The 20734-nt window shown below is 64.7% G+C and carries 22 protein-coding genes; 7 read left to right on the top strand and 15 right to left on the bottom strand.

What is annotated here, in order from left to right; all coding sequences use genetic code 11:
- The first annotated feature begins 40 nt into the window (after positions 1-40).
- Positions 41-2206, top strand: a complete 2166-nt coding sequence (locus tag ABIB95_RS22170; protein ID WP_354242157.1) for a malate synthase G — start codon at positions 41-43, stop codon at positions 2204-2206.
- A 160-nt stretch (positions 2207-2366) separates the two neighbouring features.
- Here ABIB95_RS22170 and ABIB95_RS22165 read toward each other — a convergent pair whose 3' ends face one another.
- Complete coding sequence (locus tag ABIB95_RS22165) at positions 2367-2522, bottom strand: Thivi_2564 family membrane protein (protein WP_011084288.1); 156 nt, start codon at positions 2520-2522, stop codon at positions 2367-2369.
- Positions 2523-2794: 272 nt separating this feature from the next.
- On the opposite strand from ABIB95_RS22165, the gene ABIB95_RS22160 reads away from it, so the two are divergent.
- The gene (locus ABIB95_RS22160) at positions 2795-4888 is read left to right on the top strand and encodes a methyl-accepting chemotaxis protein (RefSeq protein WP_354242154.1); all 2094 of its coding nucleotides are present in this window, start codon (positions 2795-2797) and stop codon (positions 4886-4888) included.
- A gap of 223 nt (positions 4889-5111) precedes the next feature.
- Here ABIB95_RS22160 and ABIB95_RS22155 read toward each other — a convergent pair whose 3' ends face one another.
- Both ABIB95_RS22155 and ABIB95_RS22150 read right to left on the bottom strand, forming a co-directional pair.
- Positions 5112-5765: a DUF2865 domain-containing protein gene (locus ABIB95_RS22155; RefSeq protein ID WP_166078905.1), complete on the bottom strand. Its 654-nt coding sequence runs from the start codon at positions 5763-5765 to the stop codon at positions 5112-5114.
- A gap of 17 nt (positions 5766-5782) precedes the next feature.
- Positions 5783-6565 (bottom strand): L,D-transpeptidase, encoded by a 783-nt coding sequence (locus ABIB95_RS22150; protein WP_354242150.1) that lies wholly within the window; start codon positions 6563-6565, stop codon positions 5783-5785.
- Between the two features lie 204 nt (positions 6566-6769).
- Here ABIB95_RS22150 and ABIB95_RS22145 point away from each other — a divergent pair, with 204 nt between their 5' ends.
- The 5 genes from ABIB95_RS22145 to ABIB95_RS22125 all read left to right on the top strand — a co-directional run bounded on the left by ABIB95_RS22145 (position 6770) and on the right by ABIB95_RS22125 (position 10989).
- Positions 6770-7882: an AI-2E family transporter gene (locus ABIB95_RS22145; protein WP_354242147.1), complete on the top strand. Its 1113-nt coding sequence runs from the start codon at positions 6770-6772 to the stop codon at positions 7880-7882.
- 76 nt (positions 7883-7958) lie between these two features.
- Positions 7959-8330: an ElaB/YgaM/YqjD family protein gene (locus ABIB95_RS22140; protein ID WP_028148389.1), complete on the top strand. Its 372-nt coding sequence runs from the start codon at positions 7959-7961 to the stop codon at positions 8328-8330.
- An 82-nt stretch (positions 8331-8412) separates the two neighbouring features.
- Positions 8413-8868, top strand: a complete 456-nt coding sequence (locus tag ABIB95_RS22135) for a hypothetical protein (RefSeq protein WP_028148388.1) — start codon at positions 8413-8415, stop codon at positions 8866-8868.
- Between the two features lie 187 nt (positions 8869-9055).
- Positions 9056-10198 carry an OpgC domain-containing protein gene (locus ABIB95_RS22130; protein WP_354242144.1) on the top strand — a complete coding sequence of 381 codons (1143 nt, stop codon included), beginning with the start codon at positions 9056-9058 and terminating at the stop codon, positions 10196-10198.
- Positions 10199-10380: 182 nt separating this feature from the next.
- Positions 10381-10989: a TetR/AcrR family transcriptional regulator gene (locus tag ABIB95_RS22125; RefSeq protein WP_038959396.1), complete on the top strand. Its 609-nt coding sequence runs from the start codon at positions 10381-10383 to the stop codon at positions 10987-10989.
- Positions 10990-11062: 73 nt separating this feature from the next.
- Here the strand turns inward: ABIB95_RS22125 and ABIB95_RS22120 are convergent, their stop codons facing one another.
- The 12 genes from ABIB95_RS22120 to urtD form a co-directional block, all read right to left on the bottom strand.
- Complete coding sequence (locus tag ABIB95_RS22120) at positions 11063-12721, bottom strand: CHASE domain-containing protein (protein ID WP_014498206.1); 1659 nt, start codon at positions 12719-12721, stop codon at positions 11063-11065.
- A 299-nt stretch (positions 12722-13020) separates the two neighbouring features.
- Entirely contained in the window at positions 13021-13644 is a 624-nt protein-coding gene (gene ureG / locus ABIB95_RS22115) for an urease accessory protein UreG (protein WP_014498207.1), read from the bottom strand.
- A gap of 39 nt (positions 13645-13683) precedes the next feature.
- Positions 13684-14412, bottom strand: coding sequence for an urease accessory protein UreF (locus ABIB95_RS22110; RefSeq protein ID WP_354242461.1), 729 nt, complete (start codon positions 14410-14412; stop codon positions 13684-13686).
- A complete protein-coding gene (ureE, locus tag ABIB95_RS22105) occupies positions 14393-15013 on the bottom strand; it encodes an urease accessory protein UreE (RefSeq protein WP_354242140.1) in 621 nt (206 codons plus the stop codon). The genes ABIB95_RS22110 and ureE overlap by 20 nt, the downstream gene beginning before the upstream one ends.
- A 12-nt stretch (positions 15014-15025) precedes the next feature.
- Positions 15026-15325, bottom strand: a complete 300-nt coding sequence (locus ABIB95_RS22100) for a putative quinol monooxygenase (RefSeq protein ID WP_028138516.1) — start codon at positions 15323-15325, stop codon at positions 15026-15028.
- Between the two features lie 128 nt (positions 15326-15453).
- On the bottom strand, positions 15454-17169 hold the full coding sequence (gene ureC, locus ABIB95_RS22095) for an urease subunit alpha (RefSeq protein ID WP_354242137.1): 1716 nt from the start codon (positions 17167-17169) through the stop codon (positions 15454-15456).
- Between the two features lie 34 nt (positions 17170-17203).
- Entirely contained in the window at positions 17204-17743 is a 540-nt protein-coding gene (locus tag ABIB95_RS22090) for an HD domain-containing protein (RefSeq protein ID WP_354242134.1), read from the bottom strand.
- A gap of 3 nt (positions 17744-17746) precedes the next feature.
- Positions 17747-18052: an urease subunit beta gene (locus ABIB95_RS22085; RefSeq protein ID WP_007599812.1), complete on the bottom strand. Its 306-nt coding sequence runs from the start codon at positions 18050-18052 to the stop codon at positions 17747-17749.
- 10 nt (positions 18053-18062) lie between these two features.
- Positions 18063-18365, bottom strand: a complete 303-nt coding sequence (locus ABIB95_RS22080) for an urease subunit gamma (protein ID WP_007605424.1) — start codon at positions 18363-18365, stop codon at positions 18063-18065.
- A gap of 39 nt (positions 18366-18404) precedes the next feature.
- Positions 18405-19235 (bottom strand): urease accessory protein UreD, encoded by an 831-nt coding sequence (locus ABIB95_RS22075; protein ID WP_354242131.1) that lies wholly within the window; start codon positions 19233-19235, stop codon positions 18405-18407.
- Positions 19236-19271: 36 nt separating this feature from the next.
- Positions 19272-19967: an urea ABC transporter ATP-binding subunit UrtE gene (gene urtE / locus ABIB95_RS22070; protein WP_008131878.1), complete on the bottom strand. Its 696-nt coding sequence runs from the start codon at positions 19965-19967 to the stop codon at positions 19272-19274.
- 3 nt (positions 19968-19970) lie between these two features.
- The gene (gene urtD / locus ABIB95_RS22065) at positions 19971-20732 is read right to left on the bottom strand and encodes an urea ABC transporter ATP-binding protein UrtD (protein WP_014498216.1); all 762 of its coding nucleotides are present in this window, start codon (positions 20730-20732) and stop codon (positions 19971-19973) included.
- Between the last annotated feature and the right edge of the window lie 2 nt (positions 20733-20734).

Genomic DNA, 20734 nt, shown 5'->3' with positions numbered 1-20734 from the left:
AGCAGCCAAAAAACAGCCATTTCCAACAAGAAAGCCCATCATGAAACGCGTCGACGCCCACGGATTGAAGATCGCTCCCGTCCTGTTTGACTTCATCGCCAAGGAAGCGGCCCCGAAAACGGGGATCGCGCCGGATGCGTTCTGGGCCGGGGTCGCCGCCATCATCAAGGAGCTGGGGCCGAAGAACCGCGCGCTGCTGGCGGTGCGCGACACGCTGCAGGCCAAGATCGACGACTGGCACCGCGCCAACAAGGGCAAGGCGTTCGACCTCGACGCCTATACCGCCTTCCTGACGGAGATCGGCTATCTCGTCCCGGAGCCGGCGACGCAGAAGGTCGAGACCGCCAATGTCGATGAGGAAATCGGCAAGATCTGCGGCCCGCAGCTCGTCGTGCCCCTCACCAACGCGCGCTATGCGCTGAACGCGGCGAACGCGCGCTGGGGCTCGCTCTATGACGCCTTCTACGGCACCGACGCGATTCCGCACGATCCTTCCGAGAGCGGCAAGGGTTACAACAAGGCGCGCGGCGACAAGGTGATCGCCAAGGCGAAAGCGTTCCTCGATGCCGCCGTACCGCTCGCGACCGGCAGCCACACCGACGTCACCGCCTATAGTGTGGTCGCGGGCCAGCTCGCCGTCAAACTCAAGAGCGGCAACGCCACCGCGCTGAAGAACGCCGCGCAGTTCGCGGGCTTCCAGGGCGACGCAGCAGCTCCTTCCGCGGTACTGCTCGCCAACAACGGCCTGCACGTCGAGGTGAAGATCGACCGCAGCAGCGTGATCGGCAAGGACGATCCCGCCGGCGTCGCCGATATGATCATGGAGTCCGCGGTCTCGACCATCCTCGACATGGAAGACTCGGTCGCCGCGGTCGATGCCGAGGACAAGGTGCTGGTCTATCGCAACACGCTTGGCCTGATGAACGGCACGCTCTCGGCCGATTTCGAGAAGGGCGGCAAGACGTTGACCCGTTCGCTCAATGCCGACCGCAGCTACAAGACGCCGGACGGCAAGGGCGAAGTGAAATTGCACGGCCGCAGCCTGCTGCTGATGCGCAATTGCGGTCACCACATGTTCACCGACGCGGTGCTGGACGAGAAGGACGAGGAAATTCCGGAAGGCCTGCTCGACGCCGCCGTCTCCGGCCTGCTTGCGATCCACGACCTCAAGGGCAACTCGAAGGTCAAGAACAGCCGCACCGGATCTGCCTATATCGTCAAGCCGAAGATGCACGGCCCGGACGAGGTGTCGCTGACCTGCGAGATTTTTGACCGCGTCGAGAAGATGCTGGGCCTGCCTGAGAACACGCTCAAGGTCGGCATCATGGACGAGGAGCGGCGCACCACCGTCAACCTCAAGGCCTGCATCCAGCGCGCCTCCAAGCGCATCATGTTCATCAACACCGGCTTCCTCGACCGCACCGGCGACGAGATCCACACCTCGATGGAAGCGGGCCCGATGATCCGCAAGAACGAGATGAAGGCGCAGGCCTGGATCAAGGCCTATGAGGACTGGAACGTCGACATGGGCCTGATTGACGGCCTGCCCGGCCATGCCCAGATCGGCAAGGGCATGTGGGCGGCGCCCGACAAGATGGCGGACATGCTGCAACAGAAGCTCGCGCATCCGCAGGCCGGCGCCACCACCGCCTGGGTGCCCTCGCCGACGGCGGCAACGCTGCACGCCCTGCACTATCACCAGGTCAACGTCACCGCGCGCCAGCAGGAGCTGACCAAGGGCGGTCCGCGCGCGAAGCTGTCCGACATCCTCACCATTCCGGTGTCGAAGTCGAACTGGGCGCCCGACGACGTCAAGCAGGAGATCGACAACAACTGCCAGGGCATCCTCGGCTATGTCGTGCGCTGGATCGACCAGGGCGTCGGCTGCTCCAAGGTGCCTGATATCCACGATGTCGGCCTGATGGAAGACCGCGCCACCTTGCGCATCTCCAGCCAGCATCTCGCCAACTGGCTGCATCAGGGCGTGATCACCGAGGCGCAGGTGATGGAATCGCTCAAGCGCATGGCCGTCGTGGTCGACAAGCAGAACGCCGGCGATGCGATCTACAAGCCGATGGCGCCCGCCTTCGACGGTGTCGCGTTCAAGGCGGCCTGCGACCTGATCTTCAAGGGGCGCGAGCAGCCGAACGGCTACACCGAGTACATCCTCACCGCCCGCCGCCGCGAGGCCAAGGCTGCGGGCTAAAGCCCGATTATTCAAACACGAAAAGCCCCGGCTCGCGCCGGGGCTTTTTTGTTTTCGGGCCGTAGCCCGGATGGAGCGAAGCGCAATCCGGGACCGGCGTTGCTTGGGGCAGGCCCCCGGATTTCGCTGCGCTCCATCCGGGCAACGCGTCCCACCCCCGCTAAAACACCGTCAGATATTTCAGCAGCGACACCACGCCGATGATGATGACGACCACGCGCGCGATCTGCTTGGCGCGACCGTCCATGGGCAGCATGTTGATGAGATAGAGCACGAGAATGACGACGAGAAAGGTGACGAGTACGCCGACCAGCATCGCAAGGACCCCCCTTCAGGCAAATTGCTACGGTGTTCTAACGCCTATCTCCCGCGCAGGTTCCATCACGGCAACCCACTGCAACTTCTAGTAAATACGTACTTCTACGATCAGCCGGCCTGCCTAAAACTTTACCCTTTTCGTTTCAGATGCAGAAACCGTTTGGGTGATGCGCCGCAAACGGCATGCGATTGCCGATCTGCCTGCCCCTCCGTTTTGATGTTGCCGGGGCGTCTCGACGAACTTTGCAATGGGAATTTTAGGGGGCTTCGATGCTGAATCGTCTGACCGTGTCCGCGCTGCTGAAGGCGGTGATTGCCATCACCTCGGTCTGTGTGGTGATTGCGCTCTCGCTCACCGCCTACGCCTCCTGGGACCGCCTCAAGACCGCCAACCGCATCTCGCAGATCGCCGACGCCTCCGCCGATCTGTTCAAGGCGATGCACAATCTGCGCACCGACCGCTCGACCACGTCGCGGCTGCTGAACGCGACCGAGCCGATGGATTCCGAGATCGAGAGATATCTGCGCGCGCTGCGCGATGCGCAGATGCCGGCGATGGCCCGCGCGCTCGAGCTGCTGCCGAGCATCGACTTCCCGCAATCGGGCACGCTGGTGCCGGAACTCGCGCGGCTCTACAAATTGCTGGGCGAAGAGCAGAAGCAATTCTGGGAGGATGTTGCCAAACCGAAGGACCAGCGCCGCGCCGGCCTGACCAAGGAATACATGGAGACGACGCAGGGGCTGCTCGACGTGCTCGACAAGCTCTCGGGCGTCCTCGCCGCCACCGTCAACCACCAGGATGCCGTGATCGACCAGCTGCTGTCGATCAAGCAGAGCGCCTGGCTGCTCCGCAACACCGCGGGCGAGGCCTCACTGATCGTCTCGACCGGACTTGCGGCCGGCAAGATCACGCCGGAGGGCCGCTACAACTATACCCAATTTGTCGGCGGTACGGCCGCGATGTGGAAAGCGCTGGAATTGTCGACCTCGGGCATGCAATTGCCGCCCGCACTCGCCTCGGCCATGACCACGGCCAAGACCGCTTATTTCGAGCCGCAATATCTCACCCTGCGCGACCGTCTCGCGGACACCCTGGTCAAGGGTGAGAAGGCCGAGCTGACGGCCAACCAGTGGAGCCCGCTCACGGTCGGCCGTATGGCCAGTGCGGTCGCGGTGGCCGAAGCCGCGCTCGACGCCGCCCGGAGCTACACGCAGGAGCAGCGCAGTGCCGCACAGCGCGCGCTGATCGTGCAGCTTGCACTCCTGGCGCTCGCCATCGGCCTCGCCGTCGGCGCGGTCATGCTGGTCAGCCGCCGCGTCATCCATCCCCTCAACACCATCCGCGACGCCATGCTCAAGGTCGCCGGCGGCGACCTTGCCGTCGACAGCGGCTATCTCGACCGCCAGGACGAGATCGGCGCGCTTGCCGGCGCGCTGGAAACCTTCAAGCAGCAGGCGACCGAGAAGCTCAAGATCGAAGAGCATGAGCGCGAGCGCAATGTCGGCGCGGCCGCGCGCCAGCGCGCCGTCGAGACTTATGTCGGCGAGTTCGAGGGCGCGGTGCGCAAGACGCTCGGCGAACTGAGCGAAGCGTCCGGCGAGATGCGCAAGACCTCGGGTGATCTCTCCGCGGTGTCGCGCCAGACCAACGACCGCGTCCAGGTCGCCGGCAAGGCCTCCAACGACGCCTCCATGAGCGTCGACAGCGTCGCCGCCGCGGCCGAGGAACTCTCTGCCTCGATCAACGACATCAGCCAGCAGGCGGCGCACGCCGCGGGCATTGCCAGCCGCGCCGTCAACCAGGCCCGCGAGACCGACGGCACGGTGCAAGGGCTGGCGCAGTCCGCAGGACGCATCGGCGAGGTGGTCGGCCTGATCAACACCATCGCGGCGCAGACCAATCTGCTCGCGCTCAACGCCACGATCGAGGCCGCACGTGCGGGCGAAGCCGGGCGCGGTTTCGCGGTCGTCGCCTCCGAGGTGAAATCGCTGGCCAGCCAGACCGCAAAAGCCACCGAGGAAATCTCCGGGCAGATCGCCGACATCCAGAGGGTGGCGAGCGACGCCATCAACGCGATCCAGACCATCGGCGGCATCATCGGCGAAGTGAACGAGGTCGCCACCGCGATCGCCGCCGCCGTGCAGGAGCAGGGCGCGGCGACCCAGGAGATCACCCGCAGCACGCAATTTGCGGCGCAGGGCACCAGGAACGTCTCCGACAACATCACCGGCGTGAAGGCCGACGCCGATGCTGCCGCCGGTGCGGCGGACAACGTCAAGCAAGCCTCGGAAACGCTGGAGACGCAGAGCCGCCAGCTTGGCCAGCAGGTCAGCGACTTCCTTGGGAAGATCCGCGCGGCGTAGGACTTGCGGATTGGATAGAAAGCTGCCGCTACACCTTCAGTGTCGTCCCGGCGAACGCCGGGACCCATAACCACAGGGAGAAGTTGTCGCGCGAACTGCTAACCACGTGCCTTCGTCAAACCGCTTCCTGTGGTTATGGATCCCGGATCTGCGCTCCGCTTGTCCGGGACGACAGTGGAGATCGAGGCGCTAGCGCCGCAACCTACTTGAGGCCGCACCCCCCCTACTCCTTTGCGACCACCGGCACCTGGCGGAATCTGGCGCGCACCGATTCCGGCAGCGGCGAAAAATTCATCGCGACGCCGCGGCGGTCGTTGGCGTTGCGGTTGGCGACCACCAGGCCATCGCTGCCCGCAACGATGTCACCCTTGCGCAAGGTCGGATCGTCCTCGACCTTGACCTGGGCGAGTCCGACCGGATCCTTGCCGTTGCACGTGCAGCCCGCGACGATCTCGTTGCGGAAGCGGAACGCGTTGGGCAGGTCGGAATAGGATTTTCCCTTATCCGTCGTAGCGTCGTCGATATTGCTGCCATAGACCAGCGAGGTTTCGGACGTCGGGCAGAAGCTCTTGCAGGATTGCGCCTTGCTTTCGGCGTCGTTTCCTTGCGCCGGGAAGTAGCGGCCATCGCAACCGCGCACGCAATAGGCGATGCTGCCGCCATAAGAGGCCCGCTGGCGCGGCGTGTCGTAGCGCGGCATGTCATCGGTCGGGAACGGCATGCGGATCTCCGGCGCGGAGCGCGCGCGGAAGCCGCCGAACAGCGCCGAGAAGAAGTCTTCCGCATGCGCCGACGGCGTCAACGCGAGGCCGAGCGAGGCGACGGCGAAGCACGCCGCCGCGCCACCGGCCAGTTTGCCGATCGAACGTCTCTTCATATGACCTCGCTCAACTCTCAGTTCACTGCCGATGTCGTGATGTTCAGCGCCTGCCGTCCCGAAGGCAGCGTCGTCACCGGCGGGCGCTTGCGTATGGGGTCGCCGCCCTTGTCGTACCCCTTGGCCATCAGCGGGGCGTTCTTCGGCAGCACCACGACCTTGGCACCGACATTGACACGGCTGAACAGGTCCGTGACGTCCTCGTTGGTCATGCGAATGCAACCGGAGGACACGAACTTGCCGATCGTGGTGGGATCGTTGGTGCCATGGATGCGGTATTCGCTCGAGCCGAGATACATCGCGCGAGCGCCGAGCGGATTGCCGGGACCGCCGGCGACGAAGCGCGGCAGATAAGGCTGACGCGCGATCATCTCGGCCGGCGGATGCCAGTCCGGCCACTCGGCCTTGCGACTGACGCTCTGGACGCCGGCCCAGGTGAAACCTTGTCGGCCGACGCCGACGCCGTAACGGATCGCGCGGCCATTGCCGAGCACGTAATAGAGGTAAGTGTTGCCGGTATCGATGACGATGGTCCCGGCCGGCTCGTTCCGGTCGAAGCTGACGATCTGCTTGCGCAGCCGGTCGGGCAGCCCGGCATCCTCGTCGGCGGCCTGCGGCGCCGCGTTGACATAACCCCGCGAATAGGTCGGGTCCTGCGGATATCCCTGCGGCTGCATCGGCGCGTAGCCGAGCGTCTGGGCCTGTGCCGCGAAGGGCACGGTCAGCAATGCTGTCGCGAAGGCAATGGCGGTGGTGGCGCGCAGCGAGAAGCGGCGACGGACTGGAGAGAACCTTGTCATGTGCTGCCCCGTTGGATGTGCATCAGGTGATGCGGCTCCCAACAAACGCAGCTGGACCGACTCAAGTTCCACCGCTCGCTGCGGCAGCGAGGTCACAGTCAAGCGAGCAAAACTTCACGAAACCGCGATGGAACCGGAACGTCCTCCCGGACGTTTTACTGCCAACAATGGGCGCGCGGAGGCTTCCGTGCGGGAGGAGATATTGTGCGCGTCCTTCCCACTGAACGTCTGATTTCCGGCAACAACGAGGGCGCTCCGCTTCCCGACAGCCATATCGAGCTGCCGCCGGTGATCCGCCGCACCGAGTTCGTCGCCTTTGCGCTCGCCGGTCTGTTTCTGATTGCCGTGGTCGCGGTGCTCTACGTCGCCAGGGCGTTCTTCCTCCCGGTCGTGATGGCGGTCGTCGCCGGCACCATGTTGTCGCCGGCCGCAAGCTTTCTCGAGCGGCGGCATGTGCCGCGCGCCCTCGGCGCCGTGCTGATCGTGATCGCGGTGACGACGGTGGTCGCCTTCGTCGTCGCGCTGATTGCCGTGCCAGCGATGGAGTGGAGCTCGCGCCTGCCGGAATTGGGCGCGCAGTTGAAGGAGAAGATGCACGTCTTCGACCGGCCGCTGGCGCTGTGGAAGGAGTTGCAGACGATGGTGGGCGGCTCCGAGGGGCTGCCAAGCCTTCCGCTGCCGAAAGCCGAATGGGTGCAACCGACGCTGGAATTCCTGTCACCGACCTTCGCCGAATTCCTGCTGTTCTTCGCCACCCTGATCCTGTTCATCGCGAGCTGGCGCGACCTGCGGCGGGCGCTGATCATGAATTTCGGCGATCGCGACGCGCGGCTGCGCACGCTGCGGATCCTCAACGAGATCGAGGTCCATCTCGGCAACTATCTTTTGACGGTGACGCTGATCAATGTCGGCGTGGGCATCGCAACCGGCATCATCTGCGCCGTCACCGGCATGCCCAATCCGGCCGGGCTCGGCGCGCTTGCTGCGGCGCTCAACTTCATCCCGATCATCGGACCGGTCGCGATGTTCGTCATCCTGGTCGTGGTGGGGCTCGTCGCCTTCCCGACCATCGGCGGCGGACTAATGGCGGGGCTCGCCTTCGGCGGCATCACCTTCCTGGAAGGGCACTTCGTCACACCGACCATCATCGGGCGCAGGCTTTCCCTGAATGCGCTTGCCGTCTTCATCGCGCTGGCCTTCTGGACCTGGCTGTGGGGACCGATGGGCGCATTCCTGTCGTCGCCGCTCCTGATCGTCGGACTGATCCTGAAGGAGCATCTGCTGCCGGAGAATTCGCCGCAGCTGCCGCAGGCATGACCGGTTTCCCCGAACGGAACTTACCCGGGCACGAAACGTTTTCCGGCTATCTCAGCCGCCAACAGCTTTGGAGCTCCTGATGTCAACCAACGGCGAAACCGGGATGAGAGACTGGACCGACAAAGCCACCAGAGAACGCCTCGAGAAGGATGTAGCAGCCGTGAAAAGCGATATCGCCGCCCTCACCGATCAGATCACCGACGCGCTCAACACCTTTGCCAATTCCACCAGCAAGCAGGCCCGCCGCGGCTATCGCCAGGCCCGCGAGAGCGTGGATTCCGCGGTCGACGACATGTCGGATCGCGGCAGCGCCATGATGGAAGCTGCGCAAGACGCCTACGGCTCGATCGAGGAAACGCTGGAAGACGCCATCACGCAGCGGCCGCTCGCGACCGTCGGACTCGCGCTCGGCATCGGCTTCCTGATCGGTGTCGCCTGGCGCCGGTAGCGTGGGCGCAGGACCTTGACGTTGTTACGGCGGCGCTGTCGCGCCGTCGCTGCCGGCTTGCGGGGATCTGAGGAGCAAGGCCATGTTACAGCGCATCATCGACGGCATCAGCGCATCGACGGGCGCGACCGTCCGCCTGACATCGCTCGCCGCGGGCGCGGCACTCGCGCTCTTCATCACCACGGGCTTTCTCTGCGCGGCCGCCTTCATCTCGGTCCTTCAAACCTACGGACCGGTGCAGGCCTGCCTCGCCGGCGCCGGCATCTTCTTCCTGCTGACGCTTGCCGCGGCGGGGAGCTATTGGGGCTACAAGCGGGAGATGCGGAAGCGCGCCCGGATCGCCGCCGAGCGCGCCGCGAAGTCGGCCGCTTCGAGCATGCTCGCCGACCCCATGCTGCTCGCGACGGGCCTCCAGATCGTTCGCGCCATCGGAATCAAGCGGCTGCTGCCGATCCTGGCGATCGGCGGCGTCGCCCTTGGAATCATGGCGAGCCGTGCCGGCGCATCCGACGAAGCCTCGGCTGAACCGGCCGAATAACGGTCGAAGCGCTAAGATAATTTCGTCGTCGGCAGAACGGGCGAGCTTGCGGGAATTCCATCCGGCGATCGTGCGCAATTTTGCGCCAGATTGGACAATTCCGGCCCCCCTCACGCAAACGCTACTCGGATAGGCGGGCGGTTGCCGCTAAAAGCAGCGCCCGTGATTCCAAAAGTCATTTTCCGCGATGAAACCGTCCGTCAAGGCGAACCTCGCCGCATTCCATCACGATGCCAGATTGTATTTGACGCTCGGCATTGCCAACTGGTCGGTGTTCGTCGACCACATCCCGAACAACGTCGTTAATCTCCTGACGCTGCGAAATTTCGGCTTCAGCGGCGCCGCTGACCTGTTCGTGTTCGTGGTGGGTTATGGCGTCGCCATCATTCACGGCAGGATGGCGCTGGAGCGCGGCTACGTCGTCGCGGCGACGCGCATCTTCCGCCGCGTCTGGCGGCTCTACGCTGCCTATGTCGTGCTCTTCGTGATCTATATCGACACCATCGCCTATGTCGCCTCGCAATCGATGGCGCCGGAGATCATCCACGAATACAACATCTCGGGCATTCTCGATCATCCGCTGCGCATCCTGGTCCGCGGCCTCGTGCTCCAGGAAGAGCCGCTGAACCTCGACCTCCTGCAACTGATGATCCCGCTGATGGCGTTCTTTCCGTTTGCGCTATGGGGTTTGTTGCGGCGGCCGAACCTGACGCTGGCGGCATCGGTCGCGCTGTACGTTGCGGCGCGCTGGTTCGACTGGAATTTCCGGGTCTATCCGGACCAGGACTGGACCTTCAATCCGCTGTGCTGGCAGATGCTGATGGTCCTGGGCGGCTGGTTCGCCGTAACAGGCGCCTCCGGACGCGCGTTGCACGGCATCTCCTGGCTGCGGATCCTCGCGGGCGCCTATCTCATCTTGGCGATGGCCGTCACCTTGATGCGGCATTCGCCCGCGCTGGCCGTCTATTTGCCGGACTTCGTCGTCAACAGCATCGCGCCGACAGACAAGGAAAACCTCGCGCCCTATCGCGTGATGCATTTCCTCGCGCTCGCCTTCCTCGCGACCCATCTCATTCCGGCCGACCACCCCGGCCTGAAGTTGCGGCCGCTTCAGGCGGTGATCACATGCGGCGAGGAATGGCTCGCGGTGTTCTGCGTTGCCGTGTTCCTGTCCTTCGCCGGCCATCTCATCCTGATCACCGGACCGAACCTCGTGGTGATGCAGATCGCGGTAAGCCTCGTTGGCTTCGCGGCGATGACGGCCGTGGCCTATTACATCTCGTGGTCGAGGCGGCAGGACCTTCCGGCCGCCCTGAGGCAGCAGGCCTAGAGCTCCGTTCCGATTTAATCAGAACGGAGCTCTAGATTCCTGTCTTGACGCGTTTTCTTCACGCGAACCGGTATCCACTTCGCTCGAAAACGCACTAGCCAAATAATCGTGCGATTCTGCTAGGCCGAGACCTGTGGCTGCGCTATGCGGGGAGCCTCTACGTGAGGGGACCGGGCGTGGCGATGGCAAAGGGCGGGGGTGATGAGGCTGACAGCGCGCCCCGGCGCGGCCGGCCGCGATCGATCGAGACCACCAACGCCATTCTCGAAAGCGCCTATGCGCTGATGGCCGCCACCGGCCTTGCCGCCACCTCCATCGACGCCGTCGCACGCCACTCCAGCGTCTCCAAGATGACGATCTACAAATGGTGGCCGTCGCGGGAAGCGCTGCTGATCGACGCCTTCCTTCATCATGCCGCGCAGATGCTGCCGCTGCCGCCTGCGAGCTCCGGCAGCCCCGCGGCGCGCGCACGCCGCCATGCCGCGGCCTATGCCGAGGCGCTCCAGGGCGAGTTCGGCAAGGTGCAGCTCGCCGTCGTCTCCGAATGCATTTCCAAGACCGGCTCGGCGGAGCTGTTCTATGCCCGCTACCTGCAATTCCGCCGCGACGCACTGGTCGAGATGATCGCCGCGGGCCAGACGGATGGCAGCATCCTGGCGGAGGGAGCGCCCGAAGATCTCTACGACGCCATCTATGGCAGCCTGTTCTACCGCTACGTCTTCGGCATTGCACCGATCACGCCGGCCTACGCGCGCAATCTGGTCGACCTGGTGCTGCGGCCGAAGGGTTAGAGCATGATCCGGAAAAGTGCGAAGCGGACTTCCGGAAAGATCATGCTCAAAACAACGATCTGAAGCGCGACCTTTATCGCACCGGCCTGACCGGCGCCGAGATCTTGTCCGTGCGGTCGCGCTCGGACATGTCGACCACCGTCTCCATCGGCGCCGTCAATTCATAGACGTAGGAGGCGTCGGTGAAGTAGCGCTTGGCGGTGCCGCCGAGCGCTTCGGGCGCGACACGGTCGAGCAGGATCAGACCGAAATCGGAATCCGGGCGGCGCGTCGCCTCGCTGGTGTTGAACTCCTCCCAGCGGAAATGGAAGACCTCGTCGGTCCCCTCGCCCGTCACCGTCCAATTCGCGGTGATGTGCGGATGCTTTCCGACCAGCGACAGACCTTCGTCGGAGTGCGAGGCGAGCTCGAAGAACAGGAGCGACAGGCTCTGCGCGGCGCGCGCGCTGACCGCGATGTCGGGGCCGGTGACGGCGATGCGGTCGGCATGCGGGATGGCGCGCGCCTCGAACAGGCCCTTCAGCTTGACGCCCTGCCACTGGCTCTCGCTGAGCAGCGAGACCACGTTGGACATGGCGTGGATACGGCCGATCAGCAGTTCACGCGCAACGTCGATGTCCGAGCCGTGGCGCAGCGTGCGCGTCACGATCGACTGGATCACCGCCAGGATGTTCTTGACCCGGTGGTTGAGCTCGTCGATGACGGCGGTCAGCCGGCGCTCGAAGCCGATCCGCACCTGGATTTCCCGGCTGAGCCGCAGATTGTTGTAGGCGACATAGCCGAACAGGCCGCACACCATCGCGGTGATGGCAAAACCGATCGCCGCCACGATGATCGCCGTCTGCTCGGCGCGCCGCGCCGAATTGGTCTTGGCGTAGTAGCCGAGATGCCAGTCGCGCCCGCCAAAGCTCACCGTGCGCGTCGCCGACGGCGCCGGCCCGTCCGCGGCCGTCATGCGTGACGAGACCACGCCCTGGTCGTTGGCAACGAGCTCGCCACCTTCCCTGCGCGGATCCTTCAGCGCGACCGAGAACAACGACATGTCGTCATTGGTCAGCATCAGGGAGGCGAGCTCGTAGGAAAATGTGACGAAGCCGGCCGGCTCGGTCGCGCCCTCGGGAATGACGGGCGCGGCCACGATGATGCCGATGGGCCCGCCGCCCCGCAGCAACTGAACCGGGTCCGAGGCGACCGACCTCTTCTCGACACGCGCACGCGTCAGCATGGCGCTGCGCACCTGATCCTGCTCGTAGCTGCGGCCGGGCAGCGCCTTGGTCTCGTTGCTGCGCGGCTCGAGGTCCATCAGCACGTCGATCGGCTGGGTGACCTTCGCAAGATCGATCGGCTTGTCGTCATACGAGCGGATCTGCGGATTGGGGAAGCCGGCGCTCGCGATCGCGTCCTCCGCCGGCAGAAGCTCGTTCGGCTTCAGCCGGGCGACCCACCCGGCGACCACGAAATCGGTCTTGAAGGCGTAGATGGCCGAGCGCAGCGGCTCCAGCATGTTCGGCTTGATGACCGACGGCGCACGGAACAAGCCTGAGGCGACACGCGCAAGCAGCTCGCGCTCGGTCAGCCGGTCCTGGACCAGGCTCGCGTGGACGTCGATCGCGCGCGCCAGCGCGATCCGGTCCAGTGCCAGCTCCTGGTCGTGGACGCGATAGGCCGCGAGCCCGGAGAGCAGGGCTCCGAGCAGGGCGATGAAACCGATGATAAAACCCAGCCGGACCACTTCGACTACTCAGGCGAAAACAGCAGGTCGGCAATAAACACGGAGCATATCAACGCCGCTCGAACGGCCATGTGCCGAAACAGAGTGGACCCCAGTAACGGAGATAATGAAGGAGGAGGCATCAGTACGCAACTTCGGTCGCCTGAAAAGCTTAATTCGCCCGGCCGATGGTCTGGCCATGAAGGCTTTGCTCCGGGCACCGGAGGTAGTTAATCGCCGTGTCCGAAATTTGTTCCGCGGATGCGGCTTTTGCCCCAGACGTTAACGGCCGAAAACGCCTGCGCCACGACGTCGCGCCGTCAGCTCGCCCGTTTCAGGCCGCCTTTGGCCTCGATGAAGCCGACGATCTGGTCGAGCCCCTCGCTCTTTTTCAGGTTGGTCATGACGAAGGGGCGCGCCCCGCGCATGCGCCTGGCGTCCGTCTCCATCTTCTCCAGGGAGGCGCCGACATGGGGCGCGAGGTCGATCTTGTTGATGACCAGGAGGTCGGAGCGGGTGATGCCGGGGCCGCCCTTGGACGGGATCTTGTCGCCGGCCGCCACGTCGATGACGTAGATGGTGAGGTCGGCGAGCTCCGGGGAAAAAGTGGCAGCCAGATTGTCGCCGCCGGACTCGATCAGCACGAGGTCGAGCCCGGGGAATTTTGCGCGCATGTCGGCCACCGCGGCCAGGTTCATCGAAGCGTCCTCGCGGATCGCGGTGTGCGGGCAGCCGCCGGTCTCGACGCCGGCGATGCGGTCCGGCGTCAGCGAGCCCGAGCGCACCAGGAATTCCGCATCCCATTTGGTGTAGATGTCGTTGGTGATCGCCGCGATGTCATAGCGCTCGCGCATGGTCTTGCAGAGCAGGTCCATCAGCGCGGTCTTGCCCGATCCGACCGGGCCGCCTATTCCGACGCGCAAGGGGCCGTGAGATTTCGACATGTCACTCGCTCTCTCTTGATGGATTAAAGGCCGCATCGCTCACGAGCGAAACAGCCGCGTATATTGCGTCTCGTGCCGCAGGCTGGCGAGATCGGCGCGGAAGGTCGCGCTGCCGAGGTCGTCCAATGTCGCATTCAACGCACGATTGGCGGTCGCGGCAACGGCGGCTTCCAGCTTCACCAGCACCCGCTGGCAGTCGGTCTGGCCGAGCGGAATGAGGCGGCTCGCCGCCGAAATCCAGTTCGAGACCAGCGCATGCAGGAAGGCGTGCAGCGTCGGCGCCAGCGGCACGCCGTGCACCGCGGCGACCACGCCGACGGCGACAGGATAGACCAGTGCCGTGCGACATGCCGCCACCATGGCATCCAGCCCGTCGGCATCCCACGCGGCGCGGGAGATGTCGATGAAGGCGCGGCCCTGCGAGGTCGTCTCGAGCTGCCGCTCGCGCGACGGCACGAAGGCGGCGGCGAGCTCCGCGATGTCGTTCAAGGTGGCGTCCTCGCCCAATTCAGTGGCGCGATAGGCGTGGACCAGGAACGTCGCATCACAAAAGCCGGAGCCATCGCCCAGCATGGCGTCGAGCCAGTCGGCCAGCGTCGCGGTGTCGGTGATGTCGCCCGCCTCGACCGCCCATTCGATGCCGCTGGAATAGGAGAAGCCGCCGACCGGAAAGGCTGGCGACAGCCACGTCATCAGCCGGTACAGCGCCGCCGCCTCGCGCTCGGCGAGGTCACCGGCACTCACCGGCTCATTTGTGGTCATGAGCATGCTTGTGGCCGTGGTGATGGTCGGGGTGGTCGCAATGCTCGTCGTGGTGATGGTCGTGGCCATGGTCATGCGCGGCATGATCATGGTGGTCGTGGTGATCGTGACCATGATCATGGTGATGATGGTCGTGATCGTGATGCCCGTGATCATCGTGACCATGCGCGTGGCTCGCGTCGGCGTAAGCACCGCCTTCGGGATCGAATGGCGCCTCGATCTCGATCACGCGCGCACCGAGGCCCTTCACCATGGCCTCGATGACATGGTCGCGGCGGATGCGCAGGCTCTTGGCCATGATCTGCGTCGGCAAATGGCGATTGCCGAGATGCCAGCCGACGCGAATGAGGTGGTGCGGATCGCGGCCGCGGATCTCCAGCAGCGGCTCGGGCGCCGCGACCACTTCGACCAGCCTGCCGTCCTCCAGGACCAACGCATCACCGCCGCGCAGCGCGACGGCATTCTCCAGGTCGAGCAGGAATTCGAGGCCCCGCGTCCCCGTCATCGCCATGCGGCGGCGGTGCCGGTCGTCGAAATCGAGCACCACCGTATCCGCCGGCGTCTCCGTGAAGCCGTGCTGTCCCTTAACCTGCGTCGCCCGGATCATGCTTTTACCCCGTTACCGTGTCTCGACCTTCTCGGGCGTGATCACTTCAATCTTCGGCGGCGCCGTAAAACACTTCACCGCGACGCGGCCGAACGTCTTCATGTGCTCCATGCCGCGATGCGGCACCAGCGCCTCGGCGCTTTCCCACTGCTCGACGAACACCATCTTGGCGGGATCGGTGACGCTCTCGTGCAAATCATAGGCGATATTGCCGGGCTCCTTCCGCGTCTCCTTGATGCAGGCGGTGGCGGCCGCAATGAATTCGGCGCGCGTCTCGGGCTTGATGGTCAAGGTGGCAACGACGTAAATCACGAGAAATCCTCCCGGCTTTTCTTTTGAGGTAAGATACCGGGCGGGACCTTAGACCAGGCGGGGTCGAACGCAAAACCGGAAAAGCCGCCCCCCGGGCCTGCGCCGGGGGCATGCGTCCAGGCGCTATTTCAGTACATGAAATATCGCTGCGCCATCGGCAGCACCTCGGCGGGCGCGCAGGTGAGCAGTTCGCCGTCGGCGCGCACCTCGTAGGTCTCGGGATCGACCTCGATATTGGGCGTGGCGTCGTTGTGGATCATGCTCTTCTTCGAGATTTTTCCGCGGGTGTTCTGCACCGCATAGAGCTTCTTGTCGATGCCGAGCTTTCGCGCGAGGCCGCCGGTGACCGCCGCCTTCGAGGTGAACACCACGGACGACGCGGTGCGCGCCTTGCCGAAGGCACCGAACATCGGCTGATAGTGCACCGGCTGCGGCGTCGGGATCGAGGCGTTGGGATCGCCCATGGGGGCGGCGACGATCGAGCCGCCCTTGATGATGCAGTCCGGCTTGACGCCGAAGAAGGCCGGCGACCACAGCACGAGATCGGCGAGCTTGCCCTTCTCGACCGATCCGATCAGTTTCGACACGCCGTGCGCGATCGCGGGATTGATCGTGTACTTGGCGATGTAGCGTTTGACGCGGAAATTGTCGTTGTCCTTGCCTTTGTCCTGGTCGAGCGACCCGCGCTGCTTCTTCATCTTGTCCGCAGTTTGCCATGTCCGGATGATGACCTCGCCGAGGCGGCCCATGGCCTGCGAGTCCGAGGACATCATCGAGAGCGCGCCGAGATCGTGCAGAATGTCTTCGGCGGCGATGGTTTCCTTGCGGATACGGCTCTCCGCAAACGCGAGGTCTTCCGCGATCGAGGGATCGAGATGGTGGCACACCATCAGCATGTCCAGATGCTCGTCGATGGTGTTGCGGGTGAAGGGCCGCGTCGGGTTGGTCGAGGACGGCAGCACATTCTTCAGCCCCGCGACCTTGATGATGTCGGGGGCGTGACCGCCGCCGGCGCCCTCGGTGTGGAAGGCGTGGATGGTACGGCCCTTGAAGGCCTTGATCGTATCCTCGACGAAGCCGGATTCGTTCAGCGTGTCGGAATGCAGCATGACCTGGACGTCGTAATCGTCGGCCACCGACAGGCAGTTGTCGATCGCAGCCGGCGTGGTGCCCCAGTCCTCGTGCAGCTTCAGCGCGCAGGCGCCGCCCTTGATCATCTCGACCAGCGCGGCGGGGCGCGACGCGTTGCCCTTGCCGGAGATGCCGAGATTGACCGGGAACGCATCGAACGACTGGATCATCCGCCCCATGTGCCACGGTCCCGGCGTGCAGGTGGTAGCGAACGTGCCGTGCGAGGGACCGGTGCCGCCACCAAGCATCGAGGTGACGCCAGACATCAGCGCGTGCTCGATCTGCTGCGGGCAGATAAAATGGATGTGGCTGTCGAAGCCGCCGGCGGTGAGGATTTTTCCCTCACCAGCGATCACGTCGGTGCCGGGACCGATGATGATGGTGACGCCGGGCTGGATGTCGGGATTTCCGGCCTTGCCGATCGCGGAGATCATGCCGTCCTTGATCGCAACGTCGGCCTTCACGATGCCCCAGTGATCGACGATCAGCGCATTGGTGATGACAGTGTCGGCCGCACCCTGCTTGTTGGTGACCTGCGACTGGCCCATGCCGTCGCGGATCACCTTGCCGCCACCGAACTTCACCTCCTCGCCGTAAGTGGTGAAATCCTTCTCGACCTCGATGATGAGATCGGTATCGGCGAGCCTGACCTTGTCGCCGGTGGTCGGGCCAAACATGTCGGCATAGACGGAACGCTTTATTTTGACGGACATCACAAGCCCCGTTTGCGTTTGAATTTTTGGTTGTTCACAGCGAAGCCCTCGCTGCTCTTACGGCATCGTCGAATTTTGTATCGAGCCACGAATTGCCGCCACGGCATCCGGCGACGACCTGCTCAGCCCAGCCCGTGTAGTCGGCGAGATCGTCGCGCTCTTCGGCGGACGGGTCGGACTGAATGCGCGCGCCGATATTGCTGATCTTGTCGGCGATCTTGATCAGTTTGGCGCCGGCCGTCTTCTTCGGTGCATCGACGATCTGCCGGCGGCGCCGCTCTGGTTTGGGCAGGCTCATGTCGTCGGTACATTCAACGACGAGGGAGGCGACGCGGTCAGAAAATCTCTCCGCAAGTTCCTCGCGCGTCGTCTCAGTGTCCTCGATCACGTCGTGCAGCCACCCGGCCGCGACCAGCTCGGCATCGGCACCATCTGTCGCTATCGCAAGCAGGTTTGCGACCTCGGCAAGGTGGTTGATGTATGGCTCGTTCCCCCGCCCCTTGCGCGCCATGCCGTTGTGCCGGCGCGCGGCCAGCTCAGCAGCTTCGGAGACGAGGCGGACGGCGGGGAGCATGACTCACAGCTTCCCCATCACGTCGCCGCGAAAGCCGTAGATCGTTTTCTTCCCCGCCACCGCGACGAGCTGGACGTCGCGGGTCTGGCCGGGTTCGAAGCGGACGGCGGTGCCGGCGGCGATGTCGAGGCGCATGCCGCGGGCTTTCTTGCGGTCGAATTTCAGCGCCGGGTTGGTCTCGAAGAAATGGTAGTGCGAGCCGACCTGGATCGGGCGGTCGCCGGTGTTGGCCACCGTCAGCGTCACGGTCTTGCGGCCGGCATTGAGCTCGATCTCGCCGTCCTGGATGAAGAGTTCGCCGGGAATCATGCTCTCGCTCCTACCTGATCGGCTCGTGCACGGTGACGAGCTTGGTGCCGTCCGGAAAGGTCGCCTCGACCTGGATGTCGTGGATCATCTCGGGAATGCCCGGCATCACCTGGTCGCGGGTGAGGACCTGCGCGCCGGATTGCATCAGCTCGGCGACGGTGCGGCCGTCGCGCGCGCCTTCCAGGATGAAGTCGGAGATGATCGCGATCGCCTCGGGATGGTTGAGCTTGACGCCGCGATCCAGCCGGCGGCGGGCGACGATCGCCGCCATCGAGATCAGAAGCTTGTCCTTTTCGCGGGGAGACAGGTTCATGCAGCATCTCTTCCGTTCAATGCATCAATTCAGCAGCTATCAATTCAGCCACAGCCGCGGCAGCGCCGCGCCGGTCCGCGCCAGCACCGCCATCATGTCGGCGCGCAAGCGCGCGGCATCTTGGGCACAGAACCGAGCCATTGCAAAGCCATTCCAGGCTGAGATTCCGACCTCGCCGGCGAACGACTCCGAGGCCTCGCGGATACGCTCGATCAGCGGCTCGTCGCCGGGCACGATCAGCGCCGTACCGATCGCGGCACCGCCCTTGGCCACCGCCGATCGCCCAAGTTTTGCGCCGATATTGCCGTCGAGCCTGACGGTTTCGGCGAACACCAGCTTGCCCCCGCGACGCAGCCGCCAGCGATCAATGAACTCGCCCTGCTCCATCCGCTCGCCCATGGCGGTGCGGCCGAACACGACGATCTCGCAAAGCAGAAGCGAGGCGGCCTCGTCCAGCTCGATGTCGAAACGACGATGGACCCGGGCGCGATCGAACAGGATCGTCTCCTGGGGCAACCAGCCGAGATGCGCGCCTGCGGCAACCTTGAAGGCGATATTGAGCTGCGCCGCCGCCCCTGGCGCGCGATAGACCTTCTCGGCCGCCGCCGTGGTCAATGTCAGGCGTGCCCCCTGGCCTGCTGCGATCTCGATGTCAAAACTGTCTCCGCCGGCAACGCCGCCAGCCGTGTTGACGAACACGCCGGAGAGCCCCTCGCCCTCCGGCGAGGGAAAGCGCACGCGCAGGGAGCCGGACTCATGCAAGACGCCACGCCGCGTCACGCCATCGCGGGCATGGACGTCGAAGCGCACCGCGCCGCGGGCGCGGTTCGCCTCGAAAACCGAAGATGTCGTCAAAGCGTCGCTGCGCATCCGTCTCCCCAGCCGGCCGCGGCAGAAATTTTCGGATTACAGCGCCATCTGGCGGCTGATTTCGGCCGGATCGAGATTGGATCGGTCGCAGGAGAACTTCACCGCGCCGCGATCCATCACCGCGAAACTGTCGCCGAGTTCGCAGGCAAAGTCGAGATATTGTTCGACCAGCACGATGGCGATGTTGCCGAGGTTACGCAGGTAGGAGATGGCACGGCCGATGTCCTTGATGATCGATGGCTGGATGCCCTCGGTCGGCTCGTCGAGCAGGAGCAGCTTTGGCCGCATCACCAGCGCACGCCCGATCGCGAGCTGCTGCTGCTGGCCGCCGGAGAGGTCGCCGCCGCGCCGGCCGAGCATGGATTGCAGCACCGGGAACAGCGAGAACACGTCGTCCGGGATGTGCTTGTCCTCGCGCTTGAGCGGGCCGAAGCCGGTCTTGAGGTTCTCCTCGACCGTCAACAGCGGAAATATCTCGCGGCCCTGCGGCACGAAGCCGATGCCCTTGCGCGCCCGCTCATAGGGCTTGAGGCCCGTGATGTCGCTGCCGTCGAGCACGATCGCGCCGGAGGAGATCGGGTACTGCCCGACCATGGCGCGCAGCAGCGAGGTCTTGCCGACGCCGTTGCGCCCGAGCACGCAGGTGACCTTGCCGGGCTCTGCGGCGATGGAGACGCCACGCAGCGCCTGCGCCGCGCCGTAAAACAGGTTGATGTCCTTGACCTCAAGCATTGCTCAGCGCCCCAGATAGACTTCGATGACCCGCTCGTTGGACGAGACCTGGTCGATGGTTCCTTCCGCAAGCACGGTGCCTTCATGCAGGCAGGTGACCTTGACGCCGAGCTCGCGTACGAACGTCATGTCGTGCTCGACGACCATCACGGTGTGGGTCTTGTTGATCTCTTTCAGCAGCTCAGCGGTAAGATGCGTCTCGACGTCGGTCATGCCCGCGACGGGCTCGTCGACGAGCAGCAGCTTCGGATCCTGCGCCAGGAGCATGCCGATCTCGAGCCACTGCTTCTGACCGTGACTGAGGCTGCCGGCGAGCCGGTTACGGGCATCAGTGAGGCGGATCGTCTCCAGCACCTTGTCGATGCGCTCGGACTCCGCCCTGCTGCCGCGCCAGAACAGCGTGCCCTTGACGCTGTGGTCGACATTGAGCGCGAGCAGGAGGTTGTCCTGCACGGTCTGGCTCTCGAACACAGTCGGCTTCTGGAATTTCCGGCCGATGCCGAGCTCGGCGATGCGGGTCTCGTCCAGACGCGTCAAATCGGTGACGCCGTCGAACAGCACCGTGCCCTCGTCGGGCTTGGTCTTGCCGGTGATGATGTCCATCATCGTGGTCTTGCCGGCGCCGTTCGGGCCGATGATGGCGCGCATCTCGCCGGGCGCGAGCGTCAGCGACAGATTGTTGATGGCGTGGAAGCCGTCGAACGAGACGTGCACGCCGTCGAGATAGAGCATCGCGGAGGTCGCGCGGGTATCCATCACGTTCATTG

The sequence above is a fragment of the Bradyrhizobium sp. LA2.1 genome (assembly GCF_040547725.1).
Taxonomy (GTDB): Bacteria; Pseudomonadota; Alphaproteobacteria; order Rhizobiales; family Xanthobacteraceae; genus Bradyrhizobium; species Bradyrhizobium barranii.
The sequence above is the reverse complement of the archived record's forward strand: the minus strand, read 5'-3'. Positions and strand labels throughout refer to the sequence as shown.

Excerpts from the sequence above, each read along its gene's own strand:
- ABIB95_RS22150 (WP_354242150.1), bottom strand. The coding sequence starts at position 6,565 with ATGACAAGGTTCTCTCCAGTCCGTCGCCGCTTCTCGCTGCGCGCCACC.
- ABIB95_RS22130 (WP_354242144.1), top strand. The coding sequence starts at position 9,056 with ATGAAACCGTCCGTCAAGGCGAACCTCGCCGCATTCCATCACGATGCC.
- ABIB95_RS22135 (WP_028148388.1), top strand. The coding sequence starts at position 8,413 with ATGTTACAGCGCATCATCGACGGCATCAGCGCATCGACGGGCGCGACC.
- urtE (WP_008131878.1), bottom strand. The coding sequence starts at position 19,967 with ATGCTTGAGGTCAAGGACATCAACCTGTTTTACGGCGCGGCGCAGGCG.
- urtD (WP_014498216.1), bottom strand. The coding sequence starts at position 20,732 with ATGAACGTGATGGATACCCGCGCGACCTCCGCGATGCTCTATCTCGAC.
- ABIB95_RS22155 (WP_166078905.1), bottom strand. The coding sequence starts at position 5,765 with ATGAAGAGACGTTCGATCGGCAAACTGGCCGGTGGCGCGGCGGCGTGC.
- ABIB95_RS22090 (WP_354242134.1), bottom strand. The coding sequence starts at position 17,743 with ATGCTCCCCGCCGTCCGCCTCGTCTCCGAAGCTGCTGAGCTGGCCGCG.
- ureE (WP_354242140.1), bottom strand. The coding sequence starts at position 15,013 with ATGATCCGGGCGACGCAGGTTAAGGGACAGCACGGCTTCACGGAGACG.
- ABIB95_RS22165 (WP_011084288.1), bottom strand. The coding sequence starts at position 2,522 with ATGCTGGTCGGCGTACTCGTCACCTTTCTCGTCGTCATTCTCGTGCTC.
- ureC (WP_354242137.1), bottom strand. The coding sequence starts at position 17,169 with ATGTCCGTCAAAATAAAGCGTTCCGTCTATGCCGACATGTTTGGCCCG.
- ABIB95_RS22080 (WP_007605424.1), bottom strand. The coding sequence starts at position 18,365 with ATGAACCTGTCTCCCCGCGAAAAGGACAAGCTTCTGATCTCGATGGCG.
- ABIB95_RS22110 (WP_354242461.1), bottom strand. The coding sequence starts at position 14,412 with ATGCTCATGACCACAAATGAGCCGGTGAGTGCCGGTGACCTCGCCGAG.
- ABIB95_RS22125 (WP_038959396.1), top strand. The coding sequence starts at position 10,381 with ATGGCAAAGGGCGGGGGTGATGAGGCTGACAGCGCGCCCCGGCGCGGC.
- ABIB95_RS22085 (WP_007599812.1), bottom strand. The coding sequence starts at position 18,052 with ATGATTCCCGGCGAACTCTTCATCCAGGACGGCGAGATCGAGCTCAAT.
- ureG (WP_014498207.1), bottom strand. The coding sequence starts at position 13,644 with ATGTCGAAATCTCACGGCCCCTTGCGCGTCGGAATAGGCGGCCCGGTC.
- ABIB95_RS22075 (WP_354242131.1), bottom strand. The coding sequence starts at position 19,235 with ATGCGCAGCGACGCTTTGACGACATCTTCGGTTTTCGAGGCGAACCGC.
- ABIB95_RS22160 (WP_354242154.1), top strand. The coding sequence starts at position 2,795 with ATGCTGAATCGTCTGACCGTGTCCGCGCTGCTGAAGGCGGTGATTGCC.
- ABIB95_RS22170 (WP_354242157.1), top strand. The coding sequence starts at position 41 with ATGAAACGCGTCGACGCCCACGGATTGAAGATCGCTCCCGTCCTGTTT.